This window comes from Microbacterium sp. ACRRU, from assembly GCF_022346945.1.
Classification (GTDB): domain Bacteria; phylum Actinomycetota; class Actinomycetes; order Actinomycetales; family Microbacteriaceae; genus Microbacterium; species Microbacterium mcarthurae.
In genome coordinates this window covers 75,802-95,701 of record NZ_JAKRNI010000004.1, presented here as the reverse complement: position 1 = coordinate 95,701, position 19,900 = coordinate 75,802, and the positions used below count along the sequence as shown (strand labels likewise).

The window sequence follows — 19,900 nt, the reverse complement described above, 5'->3', positions numbered from 1 at the left end:
GGCTCACGCCTCGATGTCGTCCACTCCCGGCATCCACGCCGCGCCGGGCTTGCCCCACTTGCGCTTCCGCGCGATCTTCGCGACGACCCGGCTGTCTTCCTCGTCGAGGCGATCGATGTAGAGCACACCGTCGAGGTGGTCGAACTCGTGCTGGAGGATGCGGGCACGCCACCCCGTGACTTCGATACGGACGGGCTCCCCATCGAGATCGACGCCGGTCAGCAGCGCCGCGTCGGACCGGCGAAGAGGGAACCGTTCGCCCGGGAAGGACAGGCATCCCTCGGACTCCTCATCGGGGTCGGGGTAGCCCGGTTCGAGCGGGCGGATCCACAGCTCGGGGTTGATGACCACCCCGCGCCACGGCGCGCCCTCGTCGTCTTCGTAGGAGTACGTGAAGATCCGCAGACCCACCCCGACCTGGGGTGCGGCAAGGCCCACGCCGGGGGCGGCGTCCATGGTCTCGAACATGTCGGCGACCAGCGAGCGGATGTCGTCGGTGATCTCGCCGACGGGGGAAGCGGGGGCGTGCAGCACGGGATCGCCCATGATGCGGATAGGGAGAACGGCCACGTCTCCAGCCTAAGCGGGGAGGCGGCGGCTATCGTCGGAGGGTGATCCCGCTCGATGTCTCTCTCACCGACGGTATCGACCAGCTCGTCGGTGTCTTCCGCGATCCTCGCATTCTGCTCGGGATCCCGTTGGCGCTGCTCGGCGCGGTGTTCATGTCGTTCGGTGCGCAGTATCAGCACCGCGGCGTGCAGAAGGTCGAGCGGTTGTCGGGCAAGACGACCGGCGGGCTCTCGCGGTCGCAGGTCACGTCGCTGCTGACCCGCCCGTCCTGGGTCGCCGGAACGATCATGCTGGGGTTGGCCATCGTCTGCCAGCTCGCGGCGCTCTCGGTAGCGCCGCTGATCCTCGTGCAGCCCCTGGGCGCGATCGCCCTGGTCATCACGACCGTGCTCAACGCGCGGGTGTCGCGCCACAAGCCGACGCGCCAGTCGCTCATCGCGATCGCCGCGTGCGTCGGCGGCATCTTCATCTTCGTGACGATCGCGGCGCTGTTCGCCACCGAGCAGATCGTCACCTCGCGCGAGCTGCTCATCATCCTCGGCATCCTGGCCGTGGTGGTCGTGGTCTTCGCGGTCTTCTGGCTGGTCGTCCGCCGCCGCGCCCAGGCGTTGTTCTACATCATGGCCGCGGGCGTCATCTACGGCTTCGTCGCGACGCTCGCCAAGGTGATCATCAGCCGCATCCAAGCGGGCAACTTCGAGTGGCTGACGCTGCTGTGCGTCGTGGCGCTGCTGGGCGCCGTGGCCGTCGGCGCCTACTTCGTGCAGACGGCCTACTCGGTGGGCCCGCCCGACCTGGTCATCGCCGGTCTCACGGTCATCGACCCGATCGTGGCCGTGCTCATCGGCCTGTCGGTACTCGGAGAGGCGTCGACCGCTCCGGTGTGGGCGCTGATCGGCTTCGCGATCGCCGGCGCCATCGCCACGTGGGGCGTCATCCAGCTGACGCGCCACCACCCCCAGCTCACCGCCGACGGCAAGCCGAAGAAGCCCCGGGTGCACTGACCCGCGCCGCTTCGCGCCGGGCCGGGTTCGTCCGCCCAGCGCCTACGTTCGGGTGCCTTCGGCCGGCCGGAACGCCCACGCGCCCGGAATGGATGCCGGTAAGCTCGGACGCATCGAGGGGCGGTGGCCAAGCTGGTCAAGGCAGCGGGCTCATAACCCGACGATCGTGGGTTCAAGTCCCACCCGCCCTACGGCAGAGGCCCCGACATCGCCGCGATGTGGGGGCCTTCCGCTGTCACCGGGGCGGCGGCGGGCGATGCGGGAACAGTCGCCTCGACGGCGACGTTTCCTCGGGCGGCGCCTCACGACCTTCGGGGCCCACGGTGCGAGCGGAGCGACGATGATCTACAGAGACCCCCACGACGAGGATGCACAGCCGATATGCCCGTCGTGCGGCGTGACGATGCATCCTCTGCTCGACGAGGGCATCGGGGCCGATGAGTGCCGCGAGTGCGGCTTCCGGCTCGAGTGGCCTGAAGCGGCCGGTGCCGATGACGGCGACGACGACCGGTGGGCCTTCTAGGCAGCACGTCACGCACCACGCCGAAGGGCCCGGCGCCTCCCGGCACCGAGCCCTCACCTCCCAGCATCCGCGTCAGGACGCGGCGTGCTCCGACATGGCGGCGCGGATCTCCGCCGCAGCGGATGCCACGTCCTCGGCGCTGTAGATCGCGCTTCCGGCCACGGCGACGCGGGCGCCCGACTCCTGCACGGCCCGGACGGTGCGCGCGGTGATCCCGCCCGCGACCGAGAAGTCGACCCCGGATGCCTCGCCGTCGCGCAGCAGCGTCTCGAACGTGAAGCCGTCCTCCGCCTGCTCATCGAGACCCGCGTGCATCTCCACGAACTCGGCACCGAGGGCGGTGACCTCCTTCGCCCGCGCGACCTTGTCGGAGACGCCGATGAGGTCGACGACAACCCCCTTTCCGTGCGCCGTCGCAGCCTTCACCGCTCCGGCGATGGTGCTGTCACCGGCGACGCCGAGCACGGTCACGAGATCGGCCCCCGCCTGGAAGGCCATGTCGGCCTCGAGCTCACCGGCATCCATCGTCTTGAGGTCGGCGAACACGATCTTGTCGGGGTGAGCCTCCTTGATCGCGGTGATGGCCGAGAGCCCCGCGCTCTTGATGAGCGGGGTTCCCAGTTCCAGGACGTCGACGTGGGGCGCGGCTTTGCCCGCAAGGTCGAGGGCGTGCTCGATGGTCAGTGTGTCCATGGCGAACTGAAGCTGCATGGGGTGTCCTTTCGGTGGGTGGGCGCCGGATCTTCGGCGCGGGTCATTCGAGGGCGCGGGTCACTCGAGGTTGGCGTGGCGGGGCCAGAGGTCGTCGGCGGAGCGGCCGCTGCGCTGCCACAGTGTGTGGAAGAGGGCATCGCCGAGGATCGCCACCGCCTGCTCGAACAGGCTTCCCGCGTACTGAGCGGATGCCGTGCCCGAGCGATCCGTTTTCGTCGCCGCCGGGATGACCAGGGTCGTCTCGGCGATGTCGGATAGGGGCGCCTCGGCCGTCGTCGAGATCGCGAGCACGCGCGCGCCGACATCGGCAGCCGTTCGGGCCGCTTGCACGATCCCGCCGGTGGTGCCCGAGCCACTGGCCACGAGGAGCACGTCGCCGCGACGGATCGCCGGCGTCGTGACCTCGCCGACGACGTGGACCCGCAGCCCGAGATGCATGAGCCGCATCGCCGTCGAGCGCAGCGCCAGTCCGGATCTCCCCGCCCCGTGCACGAAGACGCGCTCGGCGTCGCTCAGAAGTCTGAGCGCGCTCTCGAACGGCTGCGGGTCGGCCTGCCGCAGCGCGGCGGTGACGTCGCGGAGTTCGCGGTCGATCGTGCCGAGGGCGTCGGCGACGGTGAGGGAAGCCATGCGTCGATCGTCCCCGTGATCCGTCCGCGACGCTGCTGCCCGGGTAGGCGGTGGTCCCATCCGATCGGATGGGACCGTTCTGTCGGGTAGGAGGGCTAGGTTCGATCGGGTGGCCACAGACGCAGACATCCACGCAAGTCGCTCGGCGGCATCCGAACACGCGCGCATCCTCGCCGACCAGGCCGACCGGCACGCGCTGACCCTCGAGTCGATCCTCGCGGCCCTCCGGTCGGCGCGGTTGACGGACGCCGCGGCCCGCGCCGAGGCCGTCGAGATCGCCTCGGCCGCCCTCATCGAGTTGCGCACGGCCACGGATCGGCAGCGGAGCACGTTGCTGGAACCGGTGACGGGGGCGTTCTCTCGTCTGCGCGCCGATCTGCGCCCCCTGGTCCGCTTCGGTGACCTCGACGTGCAGTTCGTCGAGCCGCCGACGACCGGCCGCGCCCTCCCCGGCGATGTCGCTCACAGTGCCCGCGCCATCGTACGGACTGCCGTGCTCGCGCTCGTCGATGACGGCGTCGCCCGTCGTGTGCGCATCCACTGGGATTGCGACGGTCGAAACCTGCTCATGCAGGTGCGAGACGACGGCGCCGGCACGCTCGACGCGCACGATGATGCCATCCGCCCGATCGCGGAGCGCGTCGTCGCCCTCGAGGGCTCGCTCTCCGTGGCATCCACCCTCGGCTGGGGCTCGACGCTCGACATCGTCCTGCCCCTGGATCCGTCGCCTCGAACGGCCGATGCGACGACGGACTCCGATCTCACCGCGCGCGAGCGCGACGTGCTGCGCCTCGTGACGACCGGCGTCGGCAACCGCGAGATCGCCGAGGGCCTGGGGATCAGCCTGAACACGGTGAAGTACCACGTGGCGAACCTGCTTCGGAAACACGGTGCGCGCACCCGGGCCGAGCTCGCCGCGGCCGCCGCGCGCGGGTGAGACGCACAACACGGTGGCCGGACACGATCGCCCCGCGCTCCTGCCGTCGGCGAACGGATGCCGTCTCCCGGGGTCGTGTCGGAGGGGGCCGCTAGCGTCATCGCGTGGCGGAACGAGTGGAAGCCTGGTGGGCACGACGGCAGTGGTCGAAGGGCGTCGATGTGCCGTATGCCGTCGGGGCATACCGCGAGGCGTGGGCGGCGTTCCCGGCGCTCATCCGGCAGTATCACCCCGACCTGAACGCCGGGATCGCACTCAGCCAGGTGCCGCCCGCCGCGGACGTCCTGCTTCTGTGGCAGTGCGATGCCGGACACCGGTTCGCCGCCACTCCTTCCGAGCAGCGGTCTCACCCCGGTCGCGAACGGCGACGCAGCGCGTGGTGCCCGGAGTGCAGCGAGCTCGCCGCACCGACCCGGGTCGTGGCGCTGCCGATGCGCGACTCCGTCGATGAGCCCGCGCGGGCGAAAGGCGGGGTGCTGCGTGCGCGACGACCCCGCCCAACGCCGGCGCTGTGCGACAAGACCCCGGCGCTTCCGCCCGGCGAGGCGTTCGTCTCGGTCTGCGCACCCCGGCCGGCGTCCGCGGTGGAAGACCGCATCCGTGCCGACCTGTTCGGGCGGCTCGCGCTGACACGCGGGCTCACCGCCGTCCGAGTCTCGCGGCCGTTCTTCCAGCACGTCGAGATCTGGCCCGATCTGGTGCTGCCCGAACTCCGGATCGCCGTCGAGTACGACTCGATCGGCCGGCACGGGCTGGAGCACGTCGGCCAGCGTGAGCAGGCGGATCGCCGCAAAGACCGTGCCCTCCGTGCCGTCGGGTGGGAGGTCGTACGCCTCCGCACCGGCAAGCTCGAGCCGCTCGGCCCCTACGATCTGCAGCTCTCCACCTGGAACCGTGGCGCGCTCGACCGGCTGGTTGACACGTTCCGGAGCATTCGCGGCGCGCTCCTCGTCGACGCGTACGTGCGGTGACCCGGGGGCGGCTCAGGCCGCGCCCACCCCCGGAAGGATCCGCCGCAGCAGATCGTCGAGCGTGACGACCCCGAGGAGCCGGCCGCCGTCGACCACCGTGGCCAGCTGCACGCGGCTGCGACGCATCCGGGCGAGAGCGTCGTACGCCGAGGCATCCGGTGCCAGCACGAGCGGATCCCGCGCGATGTCGGCGGCCGGAGTCGACGGGTCCACATCGAGGGTGTCGCGCACGTGCGCGACCCTCGCCGACGGCCCCGTGCCCACGAGGATCCGGAGGTGCGTGGATGCCGCCGCCGCCTTCTGCACGTCGGCCGCCGTGGCATCCGCCGCCACCGCCGTCGGCGTCCGGTCAATGCGGACCACCGAGCCGACGGTCAGCGTGCTCAGCTCGATCGCCTGAGCGATCGGAGCGGAGTACTGCTCGTCGAGAGTGCCCGCGCGCCGGGAGTGCGCCACGAGCTCGCGAATCGTATCGGCGTCCTGACCGCCCGCCGCGGCCTTCTCGACCGGCTCGACACCCGAGGCCTTCACCAGACGGTTCGCGATGCGGTTGATCCACAGGAGGAACGGACGCAGCGGCCAGGTGAGGGCGCGGGCCAGGATGCCGGTCGCCTTCGCCGCGGTCTCGGGATGGGCGATCGCCCACGACTTGGGCGCCATCTCGCCGATCACGAGGTGCAGGAAGGTGACGACGATGAGCGCCAGCATGAAGGCGATGACGTCGGCGAGAACGTAGGGGAGTCCCCATTGTTCGAACACCGGCGCCAGGGCGTAGTCGATCGTGGGCTTGGTGATCGCCCCGAGAAGGAATGTGCACGCGGTGATGCCGAGCTGCGCGAACGCCAGCATGACGGTGAGCTCGTTGACGCCGCGCAGAGCGGCGCGGGCAGAGGCGCTGGTCGCCGCCTCTTCTTCCAGTCGGTGGCGACGGGCAGCGAGCAGGGCGAACTCAACGATGACGAAGAATGCGCTGGCGACGATGAGCGCCGCAGTGACGAGGGTTACGACCCACCAGCTCATCGCGCCACCTCCTCATCGCTCGCTTGGTCGTGCACGGCGGTCTCGGCGTCCCGATCGACCTCGTGCAGGCGCACGACGAGCTGCGACGGAACGTGCCGGTCCACCTCGGCGACCTCGACCTCGAGCCACCGGTCGAGGTGCAGCCCCTGCACCACCTCACCGGTCCGCTCGGGCAGATCGATGCGCACGACGGCACCGACGGCGGGCAGATCGCCGTGCGCCTCGATCACGAGGCCTGCCGCTGTCTCGGTGTCGCCGTCGAGGAGGTCGTGTCCGATGAGGCGTTCGAGCTCGTCGAGGTGCAGGTCGCCGGGTACCGTCCACGCGGCCTCGCCGACGGAGGTGACCTCGTCGACGTCGAGATCGTGCTCGTCGGACAGCTCGCCGATGACTTCCTCCGTCAGGTCCTCGATCGTCAGGATGCCGTCGAAGTTGCCGTACTCATCGACCACGCACGCGAGCTCGTTGCGGCTCTGCCGCATGCGGTCGAGGGCGACCGGCAGCAGCATCGACGTGGGCAGGACGACGGCCGGACGCATGACCGACGACACCGGGGCCGTGGCATCCTGATTCTCACGGAGGAGGTCGATCAGTTCGACGACCCCCACCGGGGAGTCCTCGTCGCCGATGACCGGGTATCGCGTGTGGCCGGTCGCCATGAGGCTGCGAACCTCTGCCACCGTGGTGTCGGGTCGCACCGATCCCACCTGGGAGCGGGGGATCATCGCGTGCTCGACGTCGCGTCGCGGGAAGTCGAGGATGCGGTCGATGATCATCGACAGGTCGTCGGGCAGATCACCGCTGGCCCGAGACTCCTCGACGATGGCCTCGAGATCTCGCGCCGTCGCGCTCTCGTCGACGTCTTCGAGCGGCTCGATACGCACGAGTCGCAGGAGGGCGTTCGCCGCCATGTCGAACACCGTGATGAGCCAGCCGAAGGCGAGCAGGTAGAGGCGCGTCGGCACCGCGAGGGCGCGCGCGAGCGGCTCCGGGTTCGCGATAGCGAGGTTCTTGGGGTAGAGCTCGCCGAAGATCATCGTCACGATCGTGGCCAGGAGGAGAGCGCCGGCCGTACCGATCGCGACCGCGACACCGGGGTCGATCCCGACGCCCCCGAGCAGAGTCCCGATGGACGCACCGATCAGCGGCTCGGCGACGTACCCGATCAACAGGCCGGTGACGGTGATCCCGAGCTGCGCTCCCGACAGCATGAACGACGTCCGCTGCGTGATCGCCAGCACGCGCTTGGCCTGCGCGTCGCCCTTCTCGGCCCGCGCGGCCAACCGCGACCGGTCGACGGACATGTACGCGAACTCCTGAGCGACGAAGAAGCCGCAGGCCGCGATGATCGCCAAAGTCACGATGATGCCCAGCAGGAGCGTCAGAAGCGCCGCGAGCATCGGATCTCACCCCCTCTCGAATCGAGAGGGCTCGAAGATCGGCCCTCCTGGTCGGGGGAGGTGCGGGGATGGCTCACGGGGGATTCTCTCTCGTGGGTCGTCAGTTTCAGGAGGACCATATCGGCGTCGTCTTTGAATCCGCTGTGGTGCACGCGGGGGCTCGGGAATGGCAGAATAGAGGCCCCCGCATTGCCTCGCTTCCCGGCGTGGTCCCGCCCTTTGCTCGACAGGTGCGCTTCAGCGCGCCGGAAATGGACCAGCTGTGGGACGCCTCATCTATCGCGACAAGGCTTCGTTCGATATCGACGACCGACTGCTCGCGCATCTGCGCATCGTGATCATGAACAAGCTGCGCCGGAACGAGGGCTTCATGCTCCAGGTTCCGGTCAATGAGGGGGTGCGTCAGGCGAGTCTCTGGGTACACGCCTCGAACGCCCTCGTCCTGCAGTTCTACGGCGGGCGCGAGCCGGCGATCGACCGTGAGCTCGTCGACCAGATGATGCACGACGCGAGCGGCCCCGACGGTCTGACGTTGTCCGGTTCCGGGATCGCCGCCGCCCCGTCGGCGCCGGCGCGCCCGGCCCGGTAACCCGCCGCCGCCCGCGTCCAGCACGCGGTCAGCGGTGTACGGCACGATCGAGTCATGGCGAAGCAGGGAACCGGAGCAGGACGCCCGACCCGTTCGCCGAACCGCCGTGCCAGACCAGCCTCATCCGGCTCCGCGGCGCGCAGGCCGCGCCGCATTCCTGCCCGCGTGCGCCAGCTCCGACGGCGCCGTGTCGCCGTCGGAGCCCTGGCCGTCGTCGTCGTCGGGCTGGTCGTCGCGGCGGTCATTCCGCTCGTCCACGTCGTATCGGCCTGGAACGCCGAGAACCGCCGCGCGTCGATCGATCTCGCTGGTTTCGACCCGGGCTTCCTCATCGACGACGGGGCCTTCTACGACGGTGACGCGATGGATGCCGATGACATCCAACGGTTCCTCGATGAGCAGATCGGGGAGTGCGCCAACGACTCCTGTCTCAACGTCCTTCGCGTCCCGCTGGAGGAACGCGGCGCCATCGTGTCGGAGCAGACGGGGGAGACGGTCTGCGAGGCGTACGAGGGCGGCGAACTGACCGCGGCCCAGATCATCGACCGCGTGCAGCGGGCGTGCGGCATCTCCGCCAAGGTGCTCCTCGTCACTCTGCAGAAGGAGCAGAGCCTGGTCGCGGGACGCCTCGCTCGCGCGCCCTCGGCGGAAGCCCTCGGGGCGGCCATGGGGGCACGATGCCCCGACGACGCACCCTGTGATCCGGGTCGCTCCGGCTTCGCGGCGCAGGTGGCTCAGGGCGCCACAGACCTGAAGACTTACCGGGCATCGGACTTCATGCGCCAGCCCGGTACGCACTACATCGCCTACTCGCCGGACCCGGCATGCGGCGGAACGGATGTGGAGATCCGCAATCACGCCACGGCCGCCCTGTACAACTACACCCCGTATCAGCCGAACGCCGCCGCGATCGACGCGCGGTGGGGCGCCGGTGACACCTGCTCATCGTATGGCAATCGAAACTTCGCGCTGTACTGGCAGCTCTGGTTCGCCTGACGGAATCACAGTGTTGTGATTTCGTTATCAACGAGCCATAATGACCGAGACAACCGAACAGCCGCCACCGCTCTCATTCAGGTCGTAGGGGAAGACGTACCTGACAAAGGAGAGACCATGGCGACCACGTCTTCGCGCGGAGTGATCCTGATCCACTCGGCGCCGCGCGCGTTGTGCCCCCACCTCGAGTGGGCGGCCGGACGCGCTCTCGGCCGTGCGGTCAACTTCGACTGGGCCGATCAGCCGGTCCTCCATGGCAGCCGACGCGCCGAGTTCTACTGGGAGGGCCCGGTCGGCACCGGCGCTGCTCTGGCCAGCGCCATCCGCGGCTGGGAGCACCTCCGCTTCGAGGTCAGCGAGGATCCGACGCCCCGCAGCGACGGCGGTCGCTGGATGCACACGCCGGGGCTCGGCATCCACTACGCCCAGACGGATGCCGCGGGCAACGTCGTCATCGGTGAAGACCGTGTGCGCTACGCGATGGAGGTCGCCGCCGGCGACGCGTTCGAGCTCCAGCGCGAGCTCGATGTGGCCCTGGGTTCCGCGTGGGACGAGGAACTCGAGCCCTTCCGCCACGCCGGCGACGAGCAGCGCATCGTCTGGCTGCACAAAGTCGGCTGAGATGTCGGGTGGGGGAGGCGCCACTACCGGAGGCCGGTGACTACTTCCCGGTACCGGGACCGCGTATCCCTGACCCGATGAAAAACCGAACGCCCCCGTCATCCCCGCAGCAGTCGGGGGATGCCGGGGGCGTTCGGCCGTGATCAGACGGACGCGATCGCGACGACGGCGTTGTGCCCGCCGAAGCCGAACGAGTTGCTGATCGCCAGCTGGTCTCCGGAGCCGAGCTCGACCGGGTCGCCCGACAGAGCGAAGGGCACCTCAGGATCCTGCTCGGTGATGTTGATCGTGGGCGGGGCGACGCGGTTCTGCAGCGCGAGCACCGTGAAGATCGCTTCGAGGGCACCGGTACCCCCGAGAAGGTGACCCGTGGATGCCTTGGTCGCCGAGACGGGGATCTCGTCCACGCGGTCGCCGAACACCGCGCGCAGCGCCTGGTACTCGTTCGGGTCGCCGACCGGGGTCGACGTGGCGTGCGCGTTGATGTGCGTGACGTCGTCGGGCGATGCCCCCGCCATCTCCAGCGCCATGCGCACCGCGCGAGCGGCTCCGCGCCCGTCGGGGTCGTTGGCCGTGATGTGGTAGGAATCGGCCGTGACGCCGCCGCCCACGATCGAGGCGTAGATCTTGGCGCCGCGGGCCTTGGCGTGTTCCTCGGTCTCGAGGATGAGCACGCCCGCGCCCTCGCCCATGACGAAACCGTCGCGGTCGATGCTTCCCGGGCGCGAGGCGGTCGACGGGGAGTCGTTGCGCTTGGACAGCGCCTGCATCGAGGCGAACGACGCGATGGTGATCGGGTGGATCGCCGATTCGGTGCCACCGGCGATCACGACGTCCGCGAGCCCGTCGCGGATGTGCTCCACGGCGTTGACGATCGACTCGGTGCTCGACGCGCACGCCGACGCCACGGTGCGCGCGAACGCGCGGGCGTTGAAGTGCAGCGACAGGTTGCCGGCGGCGGCGTTGGGCATGAGCATCGGCACCGTCATGGGCATGACGCGACGCGGGCCCTTCTCGCGAAGGGTGTCCCACGCGTCGAGGAGCGTCCACACACCACCGATGCCCGTGGCGAAGTCGACACCGAGACGGTCGGGGTCGATCTCCGGGCTGCCCGCGTCCTCCCACGCTTCTTTCGCCGCGACCATCGCCAACTGCGACGAGGGATCGAGTCGCTTGGCGACGGGACGCTCGAGAACAGTGTCGGGACGGACGAGCGCTTCGGCGGCGAACGTGACGGGCAGCTGGTATTGCTCGACCCACTCGTGCTCGAGCGTGCGTGCGCCGGAGGCACCGGACAGCAGCGCGGACCAGCTCTCGGGAGCCGTCCCGCCAATGGGCGAGGTGGCACCGATGCCGGTGACGACGATGCGGGGTGTGCTCATGGTGTGATCCTTGGTGCGGCCGGAAGGTCGTGACCGGTGGGGGCCGGAGCCCCCACCGGGAGGGTCAGGACTGGTTCGACGAGATGTAGGTGACGGCGTCGCCGACGGTCTTGAGGTTCTTGACCTCGTCGTCGGGGATGGTGACACCGAACTTCTCCTCGGCGTTGACGACGATCGTCATCATCGAGATCGAGTCGATGTCGAGGTCGTCCGTGAAGGACTTCTCGAGGGCGACCTCGTCGGCCGAGATGCCGGTCTCGTCGGTGATGAGCTCGGCAAGGCCGGCGAGAACCTCGTCGTTGGTGAATGCCATGATTTCTCCTGTTGTTGGGGGCGGACCCGGGGAGTCGTCCCGAGCCCCGATCAGTCTAGGGTTCGACGCTCGCGCGTCAGGGGAGGACGACGACCTGCGCGCCGAAGACCAGACCGGCACCGAAGCCGATCTGCAGCGCAAGGCCTCCGCTGAGCTCGGGGTGTTCCTCGAGCAGTCGGTGGGTGGCGAGGGGGATCGACGCGGCCGAAGTGTTCCCCGTGGTCTCGATGTCACGGCCGATCACGACGGACTCCGGCAGTCCCAGCTGCTTGGCGAACTCGTCGATGATGCGCATGTTGGCCTGGTGCGGCACGAAGGCGGCCAGGTCGGAGGGCTGGATGCCGGCAGCCTCGATGGCCTGGCGGGCGACCTTGACCATCTCCCACACGGCCCAGCGGAACACCGTGGGGCCCTCCTGACGCAGGGTCGGCCACGGTGCGGTGCCGTCGCGGAACTCGGTCAGCGTGTGGTTCATGCCCACCGCGTCGGCCTTCGAGCCGTCGGAACCCCAGATCGTGGGGCCGATGCCGGGGGTCTCGCTGGGGCCGACCACGACCGCGCCGGCACCGTCGCCCAAGAGGAACGAGATGCTGCGGTCGGCGGGGTCGACGATGTCGCTCAGCTTCTCGGCGCCGACGACGACGACGTGCTTCGCGAGCCCGGCGCGGATGAGCGCGTCGGCCTGACCGACGCCGTAGGCGAAGCCCGCGCACGCCGCGTTGACGTCGTAGGCGGCGGCGGGGTTCGCGCCGATGCGGTCAGCGACGATCGCGGACGCCGACGGCGTCTGCTTGGGGTTGCTGATCGTGGCGACGATGACGGCGTCGATGTCACTCGGGTCGACGCCCGACTTCTCGACCGCTTCGCGTGCGGCCTCGGATGCCAGGTCGATGGCATCCGTCTCTGCCGCGGCACGCACGCGCGTGACGATGCCGGTGCGCTGACGGATCCACTCGTCGCTCGAGTCGATCGGTCCGACGAGGTCGTCGTTGGGGACGTAGTTCTCGCCGCGCGCGGCACCGTACGCGTAGATGCGCGTGTGTGCCGGTCCCTGCAGCTGCCGGAGGATGGGGGTGCTCATGCCTGCTCTCCCTTCAGGAGTGCGACGGCCGCGTCGAGGTCGTCCGGGGTCTTCACCGCGACGGTGGGGGTTCCGCGCAGCGCACGCTTCGCCAGGCCCGTCAGGGCTCCGGCGGGCGCGAGTTCGATGATGCCGGTCACGTCGTGCTCGGCGAAGGATGCCATGGTGCGGTCCCAGCGGACGGGCGAGGCAACCTGGGCCACCACGAGGTCGACGGCACGACGGCCGTCGTCGACGACCGAGCCGTCGGAGTTGGTCCACAGGGTCATGCCGGGGGCGGACACGGCGACGTCGGCGGCCGCGGCGCGGAGCGTCTCGACGGCCGGCTCCATGAACCGCGTGTGGAAGGCACCGGCCACCTGCAGCGGGATGACGCGCGATCCGCGCGGGGCTTCGGCGGCGAGCTCGGCGAGAGCCGACAGCTCGCCGGCGGCGACGATCTGGCCCCCGCCGTTGTAGTTGGCGGGCGTGAGCCCGAGAGCGTCGAGCCGTTCGAGGACCGTCTGCTCGTCGCCGCCGACGACAGCGCTCATGCCGGTCTGGACGGTCGCGGCGGCTTCGGCCATCGCGCGTCCGCGGATACCGACGAGACGCAGCGCGTCGGCCTCGGAGACGACTCCGGATGCCGCCAGAGCGGCGAACTCGCCCACCGAGTGGCCCGCAACACCGTCGACACTCCGGCCGGCACGGTCGCGGAGGACGCCCCAGGAGAGCAGACTCGCGGCCACGATCAGCGGCTGCGCGACCTTCGTGTCGCGGATCTGGTCGGCATCCCACTCGGTGCCCGCGGCGAGGAGGTCGACGCCGGCGTGCTCGGAGGCAGCGGCCAGACGCTCACGCGTCCCGTCGATCTCGAGCCAGGGCGAGAGGAAGCCGGGGGTCTGAGAGCCCTGCCCGGGGAAGACGGCGATGATCACCGTCCCATCCTGCCAAGGATCCGGCGGGCAGTTCTGGAGATATCGGCACAGAAAATCGGCGTGTCTTTGTGCGCGCCGTGCATCAGCGGGGGAGCGGCACCCGCCGGATGCCGGGTCCGCGGCGACGCGTGGCATCCGTCCCGATCGAACCGAGGATGAGCGCCGTCTGCAGGATGAGCGCCTCGCGCGGCCCCGTGGCATCCCACCCGATCACCTCGGACACGCGCTTCAGGCGGTACCGCACGGTGTTCGGATGCACGTACAGCTCGCGCGCCGTCGCCTCGAGCGAACGCCCGTTGTCGAGGTAGCTCCAGAGCGTCGCGACGAGATCGGCGCTGTGTGCCTGCAACGGACGGTAGACCCGTTCGACGAGCGTCTGCCTCGCCACCGCGTCGCCCGCGAGGGCACGTTCGGGCAGCAGGTCGTCCGCTTCGACGGGGCGAGGAGCGTGACGCCACGCACGGGCCACCGCGAAGCCGGCCAGGGCGGCACGCGCGCTCTGCCCGGCATCCACGAGCGCCGCGACCGCGGGTCCGAGAACGAGATGTCCGGAGCCGAAGCTCGGCTCCAGCCGCTTGGCGATCTCGGTGAACGGCAGTTCCGCGGCGTCCTCGCGCCCACGCACCGGCACGTCGGCCCGGCCGATCACGAGCACGAGGCGCGAGCCCTGCACACCGATCAAGACGTCGACGCCGAGCTTGCGCGACGTGCGCCGCACGTGGTCGACGTCGAGCTGCGGGGGAGTCGTACCCACGAGCACCGCGACCTCGCCGTGCCCGTGCCAGCCGAGCGCCGCGATACGACTGGGCAGCTCGTCGTCGGCCTCGCCCGTGAGGATCGAGTCGACGACGAGGGCCTCGAGTCGGGCATCCCAGAGCCCCCGGGCCTCGGCGGCGCGCGCGTACACGTCGGCGGCGGCGAAGGCGACCTCACGCGAGTACGACAGCATCGCCTCGCGGACACGTTCGCTACGACCGGCGACGCGTTCCTCCATCACCTCGACGGTGACACGCACCAGCTGCAGGGTCTGGGTCAGGCTGACGCTGCGCAGCAGCTCCCGCGGTGCCGCGGCGAAGATGTCGGCCGCGATCGCGGGGGTCGACGCGGGCTCCTCGAACCATTGCAGGAACGAGGTGATACCCGCTTGCGCCACCAGCCCGACCGCGGAGCGGCGCGCCGGGGGCATCTCGGCGTACCAGGGCAGCGTCTCTTCAAGCCGCTGGATCGTCGCGGTGGCGAGGTCGCCCGAGATGCGGCGCAACCACGCCAACGTCTCGGCCTTCTCCTCCGCGGCCCGGGAGGGGACGGTCGTCCCGTCCCCTCCCGAACCGTCGAGGTCCGCGCGATCGGTCACGCGATCAGGCCTCGCCGCCGGCGTTCCCGCTCGTACCGGCGTTGACGTCGTGCAGGCGGTACTTCTCGATGGCCTGGGCGATCACGGAGCGGTCGACCTTCCCTTCGTCGGCGAGACCCTGCAGGGCACGCACGGCGAGCGACGGACCGTCGATCTTGAAGAACCGACGGGCGGCGGCGCGGGTGTCGGAGAATCCGAACCCGTCGGCACCCAGCGACAGGTACCGCTGCGGAACCCACTGACGGATCTGGTCCTGGACGGCGTGCATCCAGTCGCTGACCGCGATCACCGGGCCCTCGGCATCCCGAAGCTTCTCGGTGATGTACGCCGTGCGGGGCTCCTCCTCCGGGTGCAGGAAGTTGTGCTCGTCGGCGGCCAGACCGTCACGACGCAGCTCGCTCCACGAAGTGACCGACCACACGTCGGCGACGACGCCCCAGTCGTCCTTGAGCAGACGCTGGGCCTCGTACGCCCACGGCACTCCGACACCCGACGCGAGCAGCTGGGCGCGGGGGCCCTCACCCTCGCCGACCGAGACGCGGTGGATGCCACGGACGATGCCGTCCACGTCGACGCCCTCGGGCTCGGCGGGCTGCACCAGCGGCTCGTTGTAGACCGTCATGTAGTACATGACGTTCGGGTCGGGGTGCTCGCCGCCGTACATCCGCTCGATGCCCGAGCGGACGATGTGCGCGATCTCGTAACCGTAGGCGGGGTCGTACGACACCGTGGCGGGGTTGGTGGATGCCAGCAGCTGCGAGTGTCCGTCGGCGTGCTGGAGGCCCTCACCGGTCAGGGTGGTGCGACCGGCGGTCGCGCCGATGATGAAGCCGCGCGCCATCTGGTCGCCCGCCGCCCACTGGGCGTCGCCCGTGCGCTGGAAGCCGAACATCGAGTAGAAGACGTAGACCGGGATCAGCGGTTCGCCGTGCGTCGAGTACGACGTGCCGGCCGCGGTGAATGCCGCGAGGGCGCCCGCCTCGTTGATGCCGACGTGGATGATCTGCCCCTCGGGGCTCTCCTTGTACGCCAGCAGAAGCTCGCGGTCGACGGAGGTGTAGTGCTGACCCTTCGGGTTGTAGATCTTCGCCGTCGGGAAGTAGGCATCCATACCGAAGGTACGGGCCTCGTCCGGGATGATCGGCACGATGCGGTGACCGAAGCCCTTGACGCGCAGCAGATCCTTCAGCAGGCGGACGAACGCCATGGTCGTCGCGACCTCCTGCGTGCCCGAGCCCTTCTTCGGCAGCGCGTACGCCTGGTCGCCGGGGAGCTCGAGACCCACGTGGGTGGTACGACGCTCGGGCAGGAAGCCGCCGAGCGCACGACGACGCTCGAGCATGTACTTGATGGTCTCGTCGTTCTCGCCGGGGTTGTAGTACGGCGGCTGGTAGGGGTTCTCCTCCAGCTGTGCGTCCGTCACCGGGATGTCCATCGCGTCGCGGAAGGCCTTGAGGTCGTCCAGCGTCAGCTTCTTCATCTGGTGCGTGGCGTTGCGGCCCTCGAAGTGGGGGCCGAGACCGTAGCCCTTGATGGTCTTGGCGAGGATGACGGTCGGCTGGCCCTTGTGCTCCTTGGCCGCCTTGAATGCCGCGAACACCTTGCGGTAGTCGTGGCCACCGCGCTTCAGGCCCCAGATCTGCTCGTCGGTGTAGTCCTTCACGAGCTCGAGAGCGCGCGGGTCGCGGCCGAAGAAGTGCTCGCGGACGTACGCGCCGTTCTCGGCCTTGTAGGTCTGGTAGTCGCCGTCGGGCGTGGAGTTCATGAGGTTCAGCAGGGCGCCCTCGGTGTCGCGGGCGAGCAGGTCGTCCCACTCGCGGCCCCAGACGACCTTGATGACGTTCCAGCCGGCACCGCGGAAGAAGCTCTCGAGCTCCTGGATGATCTTGCCGTTACCGCGGACGGGACCGTCGAGGCGCTGCAGGTTGCAGTTGACGATGAACGTGAGGTTGTCGAGACCCTCGTTCGCGGCGACCTGGAGCTGACCGCGGCTCTCGACCTCGTCCATCTCGCCGTCGCCGAGGTACGCCCAGACGTGCGAGTCGGAGACGTCCTTGATGCCGCGGTTGCTGAGGTACTTGTTCGACATCGCCTGGTAGATGGCGTTGATCGGGCCGAGACCCATCGACACCGTCGGGAACTGCCAGAACTCCGGCATCAGGCGCGGGTGCGGGTACGACGGCAGACCGTTCGGCGCGGCCGACTTCTCCTGGCGGAAGCCGTCGAGCTGCGCCTCGGTGAGACGGCCCTCGAGGTAGGCGCGGGCGTACGTGCCGGGGGAGGCGTGCCCCTGGATGAAGATCTGGTCGCCGCCGGACGGGTCGTCGAGTCCGCGGAAGAAGTGGTTGAAGCCGACCTCGTAGAGCGCGGCCGACGACGCGTACGTCGAGATGTGTCCGCCGACGCCGATGCCGGGGCGCTGCGCGCGGTGCACGGTGACCGCGGCGTTCCAGCGGATCCACTTGCGGTAGCGGCGCTCGAGCTCTTCGTCACCGGGGAACTCGGGCTCGTTCTTCTGGGCGATCGTGTTGATGTAGTCGGTGGTCGGGACCATCGGCACGTTGAGGTGCAGTTCTTTCGAGCCCTTGAGCAGGCTCAGCATGATCTCGCGCGCACGACCGGGGCCCTTGGCCTGGACGAGCTGACGCAGGGATTCCTGCCACTCGCCGGTCTCTTCCGGGTCGCTGTCCTGCGGCCCCTGCGAATACGGATCCTGGTCGTGAACAGTCACGGAAGACCTTTCGTCGTCTGGCAGGTCATGCCAGAGAATCGCCATACTCGTGCGGCAACCCTTGTCTGCTCCGCACAATTCACCGTCGTCCAGCCTAGTCAGTCGGAGCCGTTCGGGATGCGCACCGTGCGCTGCGCGGCCCACGGGAGAGACGGATGCCTCGGCGTCGAGGCATCCGTCTCGACGCCGTCGCGCCGGGGTCGGATCGGCGGAGGTCTAGCCTGAGCGCGTGACGTCGAGTGAGCACGCAGGGTTCCGTATCCGGCCCGAGCATCGCTGGCCGGTGCTCATCTTCCTCGCGCTGGGCACGCTCCTGTACGCGGTGCTGCCGAGTGACGTGTCGGGCGCGCTGCGCTACGTGGTCGTCGGGGCGAGTGTCCTGTGCGCGATTCCGATGCTGATCGCGCACCCCACACGCCTCGACCGCGACTCCCGCGTGGGCCGCGCCTTCGCCCTGACCTTCGTGGCGGTGCTCCTCGCGGCGAACCAGGTCGCGTTCTTCCTGCTGGTGCACCAGCTTCTGTCGGCACAGGGCACCGGTGCCGTGACGCTGCTGGGCGCCGCGCAGGTGTGGGCGATCAACGTCATCGGATACGGCGCCGTGTACTGGGAGATGGACCGCGGGGGACCCGTCGCACGACGCCGCGACCCGCGCGACGAGCTGCAGCCGGCCGATTTCCAGTTCCCGCAGGACTCCGACGGGGATGCCGTGAGCGAAGTGAAGCGCCGGTCGTCGAACGCCGCGGACTGGGCGCCCGGATACATCGACTACCTGTATTTCTCGGCATCCAACGCGATGGCGTTCAGCCCCACCGACGTGATGCCCCTGAGCGTCCGCGCCAAGCTGTTCATGATGGTGCAGGCGATCACCGGGTTCGTGCTGCTGGCGTTGGTGATCGCGCGGAGCGTGAACATCCTGAGCTGACGGTGGGCCCTGCCGGGATCGAACCGACGACATCCACGGTGTAAGCGTGGCGCTCTACCAGCTGAGCTAAAGGCCCTGGATGCCTCGAGTCTATCGACGTCGGCGGCCTGTGCCGTCGCGCAACTCGAGGTACCACGACGGCAGAAGCGTGCGCGGCAACCAGAACATGGCGACCAGGGCGACCGCGAGAAAGAGCACTGTCGCGACACAGAGCGAGAAGAACAGCGGCCGCAGGGACGACACCGCCACCGCGCAGGCGCCCAGCGTGAAGGCGATCCCCAGATACAGCCAGGCGAATCCCATCGTGCTGCCGAATCCCCGGCGGACGGCGATCCACCCCTTCCACCGCCCCGAGTACGCGAGCACACCCATGATCACGAGCATGGGGCCGAACAGTGCGGCGAAGACGTTCATCGGGTCCCGGGGGTCGGTCGGAACGTCCACGCTATCCGGAACACCGCCGTCGCACCCCGGGGTAGCGTGGACTCCGTGAACGCCGACCCCGCCGACCAGCGCAAACTGCTCGATCTCGCCGACCTCGACGCGCGCATCCGGCGCGACGAACACGTCAAGGGCAACCCGCCGCAGGCGGCGAAGGTGCGCGAGCTCATCGCGCAGCGGTCGTCGCTCACGCAAGAGCTCGGCAATCGCGCGAACGTCCGCGACGACCTCAAGGCCGAGCTGGCCCGCGTCGAGTCCGATGTCGCGGTCGTCGACGCGCGGGTGAAGCGCGACGCCGAGCGCCTCGCCGCCGCGACCAACGCCAAGCAGGCGCAGGGTTTCGAGGCCGAACTGGCCTCGCTCGCCCGCCGAAAGAGCGACCTCGAAGACGCCGAGATCGCGCTCATGGAGCAGCTCGAGGCCGCCGACGCCGCGGTCGCCGAGCAAGAGGCTCTCATCGCCGAGACCAATGCGCAGGGCGCCGAGCTCAGCGCCGAGGCCAAGCGCGTCGTCGCCGAGGCCACCGATCGTCTCGAGGCTGCACGCCGCGACCGCGACGCGGTCGCCGGTGCGATTCCCGCCGACCTCCTCGCCCTGTACGAGCGTCTCGCGGCACGCGGCAACGGCGCGGGACTCCTGCGCGCGGGCGCCTGCGAGGCGTGCCGCATGGTCCTTCCGCCGAGCGACCTCGCCGAGGTCCGCCGTGCGCAGACCGACGAGGTCGTGTTCTGCCCCGAGTGCGGCGCGATCCTCGTCCGCACCGAAGAATCGCGGTGACCGG

At 69.6% G+C, this 19,900-nt stretch carries 21 protein-coding genes and 2 tRNA genes; 10 read left to right on the top strand and 13 right to left on the bottom strand.

Going from position 1 to position 19,900, the window contains the following annotated elements; genetic code table 11:
* Window positions 1-3: 3 nt before the first annotated feature.
* Window positions 4-570, bottom strand: coding sequence for a peptide deformylase (gene def / locus MHY30_RS04170; RefSeq protein ID WP_239275335.1), 567 nt, complete (start codon window positions 568-570; stop codon window positions 4-6).
* Window positions 571-611: 41 nt separating this feature from the next.
* Between def and MHY30_RS04165 the strand changes: the two genes are divergently transcribed.
* The 3 genes from MHY30_RS04165 to MHY30_RS04155 all read left to right on the top strand — a co-directional run bounded on the left by MHY30_RS04165 (window position 612) and on the right by MHY30_RS04155 (window position 2,097).
* Entirely contained in the window at window positions 612-1,574 is a 963-nt protein-coding gene (locus tag MHY30_RS04165) for a DMT family transporter (protein ID WP_239275334.1), read from the top strand.
* A 117-nt stretch (window positions 1,575-1,691) separates the two neighbouring features.
* Window positions 1,692-1,765: transfer RNA gene (locus tag MHY30_RS04160), tRNA-Ile, on the top strand.
* 149 nt (window positions 1,766-1,914) lie between these two features.
* Entirely contained in the window at window positions 1,915-2,097 is a 183-nt protein-coding gene (locus MHY30_RS04155; RefSeq protein WP_239275333.1) for a zf-TFIIB domain-containing protein, read from the top strand.
* A gap of 72 nt (window positions 2,098-2,169) precedes the next feature.
* Here the strand turns inward: MHY30_RS04155 and hxlA are convergent, their stop codons facing one another.
* Window positions 2,170-2,808, bottom strand: coding sequence for a 3-hexulose-6-phosphate synthase (gene hxlA, locus MHY30_RS04150; protein WP_239275332.1), 639 nt, complete (start codon window positions 2,806-2,808; stop codon window positions 2,170-2,172).
* Window positions 2,809-2,868: 60 nt separating this feature from the next.
* The gene (hxlB, locus tag MHY30_RS04145) at window positions 2,869-3,441 is read right to left on the bottom strand and encodes a 6-phospho-3-hexuloisomerase (protein WP_239275330.1); all 573 of its coding nucleotides are present in this window, start codon (window positions 3,439-3,441) and stop codon (window positions 2,869-2,871) included.
* Between the two features lie 109 nt (window positions 3,442-3,550).
* Between hxlB and MHY30_RS15300 the strand changes: the two genes are divergently transcribed.
* Both MHY30_RS15300 and MHY30_RS04135 read left to right on the top strand, forming a co-directional pair.
* Window positions 3,551-4,378: a LuxR C-terminal-related transcriptional regulator gene (locus MHY30_RS15300; RefSeq protein ID WP_239275329.1), complete on the top strand. Its 828-nt coding sequence runs from the start codon at window positions 3,551-3,553 to the stop codon at window positions 4,376-4,378.
* Window positions 4,379-4,482: 104 nt separating this feature from the next.
* Window positions 4,483-5,349 (top strand): zinc-ribbon domain-containing protein, encoded by an 867-nt coding sequence (locus tag MHY30_RS04135; protein WP_239275328.1) that lies wholly within the window; start codon window positions 4,483-4,485, stop codon window positions 5,347-5,349.
* A 12-nt stretch (window positions 5,350-5,361) separates the two neighbouring features.
* Here the strand turns inward: MHY30_RS04135 and MHY30_RS04130 are convergent, their stop codons facing one another.
* A complete protein-coding gene (locus MHY30_RS04130; protein WP_239275327.1) occupies window positions 5,362-6,369 on the bottom strand; it encodes a CNNM domain-containing protein in 1,008 nt (335 codons plus the stop codon).
* On the bottom strand, window positions 6,366-7,769 hold the full coding sequence (locus MHY30_RS04125; RefSeq protein WP_239275325.1) for a hemolysin family protein: 1,404 nt from the start codon (window positions 7,767-7,769) through the stop codon (window positions 6,366-6,368). The genes MHY30_RS04130 and MHY30_RS04125 overlap by 4 nt, the downstream gene beginning before the upstream one ends.
* Before the next feature lie 262 nt (window positions 7,770-8,031).
* Between MHY30_RS04125 and MHY30_RS04120 the strand changes: the two genes are divergently transcribed.
* From MHY30_RS04120 to MHY30_RS04110, 3 genes are all read left to right on the top strand, one after another.
* Window positions 8,032-8,358, top strand: coding sequence for an ATP-dependent DNA ligase (locus MHY30_RS04120; RefSeq protein ID WP_239275323.1), 327 nt, complete (start codon window positions 8,032-8,034; stop codon window positions 8,356-8,358).
* 165 nt (window positions 8,359-8,523) lie between these two features.
* A complete protein-coding gene (locus MHY30_RS04115) occupies window positions 8,524-9,354 on the top strand; it encodes a hypothetical protein (RefSeq protein ID WP_239275321.1) in 831 nt (276 codons plus the stop codon).
* Window positions 9,355-9,471: 117 nt separating this feature from the next.
* Window positions 9,472-9,975, top strand: coding sequence for a DUF3145 domain-containing protein (locus MHY30_RS04110; RefSeq protein WP_239275319.1), 504 nt, complete (start codon window positions 9,472-9,474; stop codon window positions 9,973-9,975).
* A gap of 143 nt (window positions 9,976-10,118) precedes the next feature.
* On the opposite strand, the gene MHY30_RS04105 is transcribed toward MHY30_RS04110, so the two are convergent.
* The 6 genes from MHY30_RS04105 to aceE form a co-directional block, all read right to left on the bottom strand.
* Complete coding sequence (locus MHY30_RS04105; RefSeq protein ID WP_239275317.1) at window positions 10,119-11,357, bottom strand: beta-ketoacyl synthase; 1,239 nt, start codon at window positions 11,355-11,357, stop codon at window positions 10,119-10,121.
* Window positions 11,358-11,421: 64 nt separating this feature from the next.
* Window positions 11,422-11,670 (bottom strand): acyl carrier protein, encoded by a 249-nt coding sequence (locus MHY30_RS04100; RefSeq protein ID WP_128216336.1) that lies wholly within the window; start codon window positions 11,668-11,670, stop codon window positions 11,422-11,424.
* 76 nt (window positions 11,671-11,746) lie between these two features.
* A complete protein-coding gene (locus MHY30_RS04095; protein WP_239275315.1) occupies window positions 11,747-12,751 on the bottom strand; it encodes a beta-ketoacyl-ACP synthase III in 1,005 nt (334 codons plus the stop codon).
* A complete protein-coding gene (locus tag MHY30_RS04090; protein WP_239275313.1) occupies window positions 12,748-13,668 on the bottom strand; it encodes an ACP S-malonyltransferase in 921 nt (306 codons plus the stop codon). Before MHY30_RS04090 ends, MHY30_RS04095 begins: the two co-directional genes overlap by 4 nt.
* Window positions 13,669-13,750: 82 nt before the next feature.
* Window positions 13,751-14,938 (bottom strand): CdaR family transcriptional regulator, encoded by a 1,188-nt coding sequence (locus MHY30_RS04085; RefSeq protein ID WP_239275436.1) that lies wholly within the window; start codon window positions 14,936-14,938, stop codon window positions 13,751-13,753.
* Between the two features lie 88 nt (window positions 14,939-15,026).
* Window positions 15,027-17,753 (bottom strand): pyruvate dehydrogenase (acetyl-transferring), homodimeric type, encoded by a 2,727-nt coding sequence (gene aceE / locus MHY30_RS04080; protein ID WP_239275311.1) that lies wholly within the window; start codon window positions 17,751-17,753, stop codon window positions 15,027-15,029.
* A gap of 229 nt (window positions 17,754-17,982) precedes the next feature.
* Here aceE and MHY30_RS04075 point away from each other — a divergent pair, with 229 nt between their 5' ends.
* Complete coding sequence (locus MHY30_RS04075) at window positions 17,983-18,678, top strand: DUF1345 domain-containing protein (protein ID WP_239275309.1); 696 nt, start codon at window positions 17,983-17,985, stop codon at window positions 18,676-18,678.
* A gap of 3 nt (window positions 18,679-18,681) precedes the next feature.
* Here MHY30_RS04075 and MHY30_RS04070 read toward each other — a convergent pair.
* Both MHY30_RS04070 and MHY30_RS04065 read right to left on the bottom strand, forming a co-directional pair.
* Window positions 18,682-18,754: transfer RNA gene (locus MHY30_RS04070), tRNA-Val, on the bottom strand.
* A gap of 14 nt (window positions 18,755-18,768) precedes the next feature.
* Window positions 18,769-19,122, bottom strand: a complete 354-nt coding sequence (locus MHY30_RS04065; RefSeq protein ID WP_239275307.1) for a hypothetical protein — start codon at window positions 19,120-19,122, stop codon at window positions 18,769-18,771.
* 45 nt (window positions 19,123-19,167) lie between these two features.
* On the opposite strand from MHY30_RS04065, the gene MHY30_RS04060 reads away from it, so the two are divergent.
* A complete protein-coding gene (locus MHY30_RS04060) occupies window positions 19,168-19,896 on the top strand; it encodes a zinc ribbon domain-containing protein (protein ID WP_228162917.1) in 729 nt (242 codons plus the stop codon).
* Window positions 19,897-19,900: the final 4 nt, after the last annotated feature.

What these genes read in the sequence shown, in the direction of transcription:
- MHY30_RS04155 (WP_239275333.1), top strand. Translation starts at nt 1,915, where the DNA reads ATGATCTACAGAGACCCCCACGACGAGGATGCACAGCCGATATGCCCG.
- MHY30_RS04100 (WP_128216336.1), bottom strand. Translation starts at nt 11,670, where the DNA reads ATGGCATTCACCAACGACGAGGTTCTCGCCGGCCTTGCCGAGCTCATC.
- MHY30_RS04110 (WP_239275319.1), top strand. Translation starts at nt 9,472, where the DNA reads ATGGCGACCACGTCTTCGCGCGGAGTGATCCTGATCCACTCGGCGCCG.
- hxlA (WP_239275332.1), bottom strand. Translation starts at nt 2,808, where the DNA reads ATGCAGCTTCAGTTCGCCATGGACACACTGACCATCGAGCACGCCCTC.
- MHY30_RS04105 (WP_239275317.1), bottom strand. Translation starts at nt 11,357, where the DNA reads ATGAGCACACCCCGCATCGTCGTCACCGGCATCGGTGCCACCTCGCCC.
- hxlB (WP_239275330.1), bottom strand. Translation starts at nt 3,441, where the DNA reads ATGGCTTCCCTCACCGTCGCCGACGCCCTCGGCACGATCGACCGCGAA.
- MHY30_RS04130 (WP_239275327.1), bottom strand. Translation starts at nt 6,369, where the DNA reads ATGAGCTGGTGGGTCGTAACCCTCGTCACTGCGGCGCTCATCGTCGCC.
- MHY30_RS04125 (WP_239275325.1), bottom strand. Translation starts at nt 7,769, where the DNA reads ATGCTCGCGGCGCTTCTGACGCTCCTGCTGGGCATCATCGTGACTTTG.
- MHY30_RS04095 (WP_239275315.1), bottom strand. Translation starts at nt 12,751, where the DNA reads ATGAGCACCCCCATCCTCCGGCAGCTGCAGGGACCGGCACACACGCGC.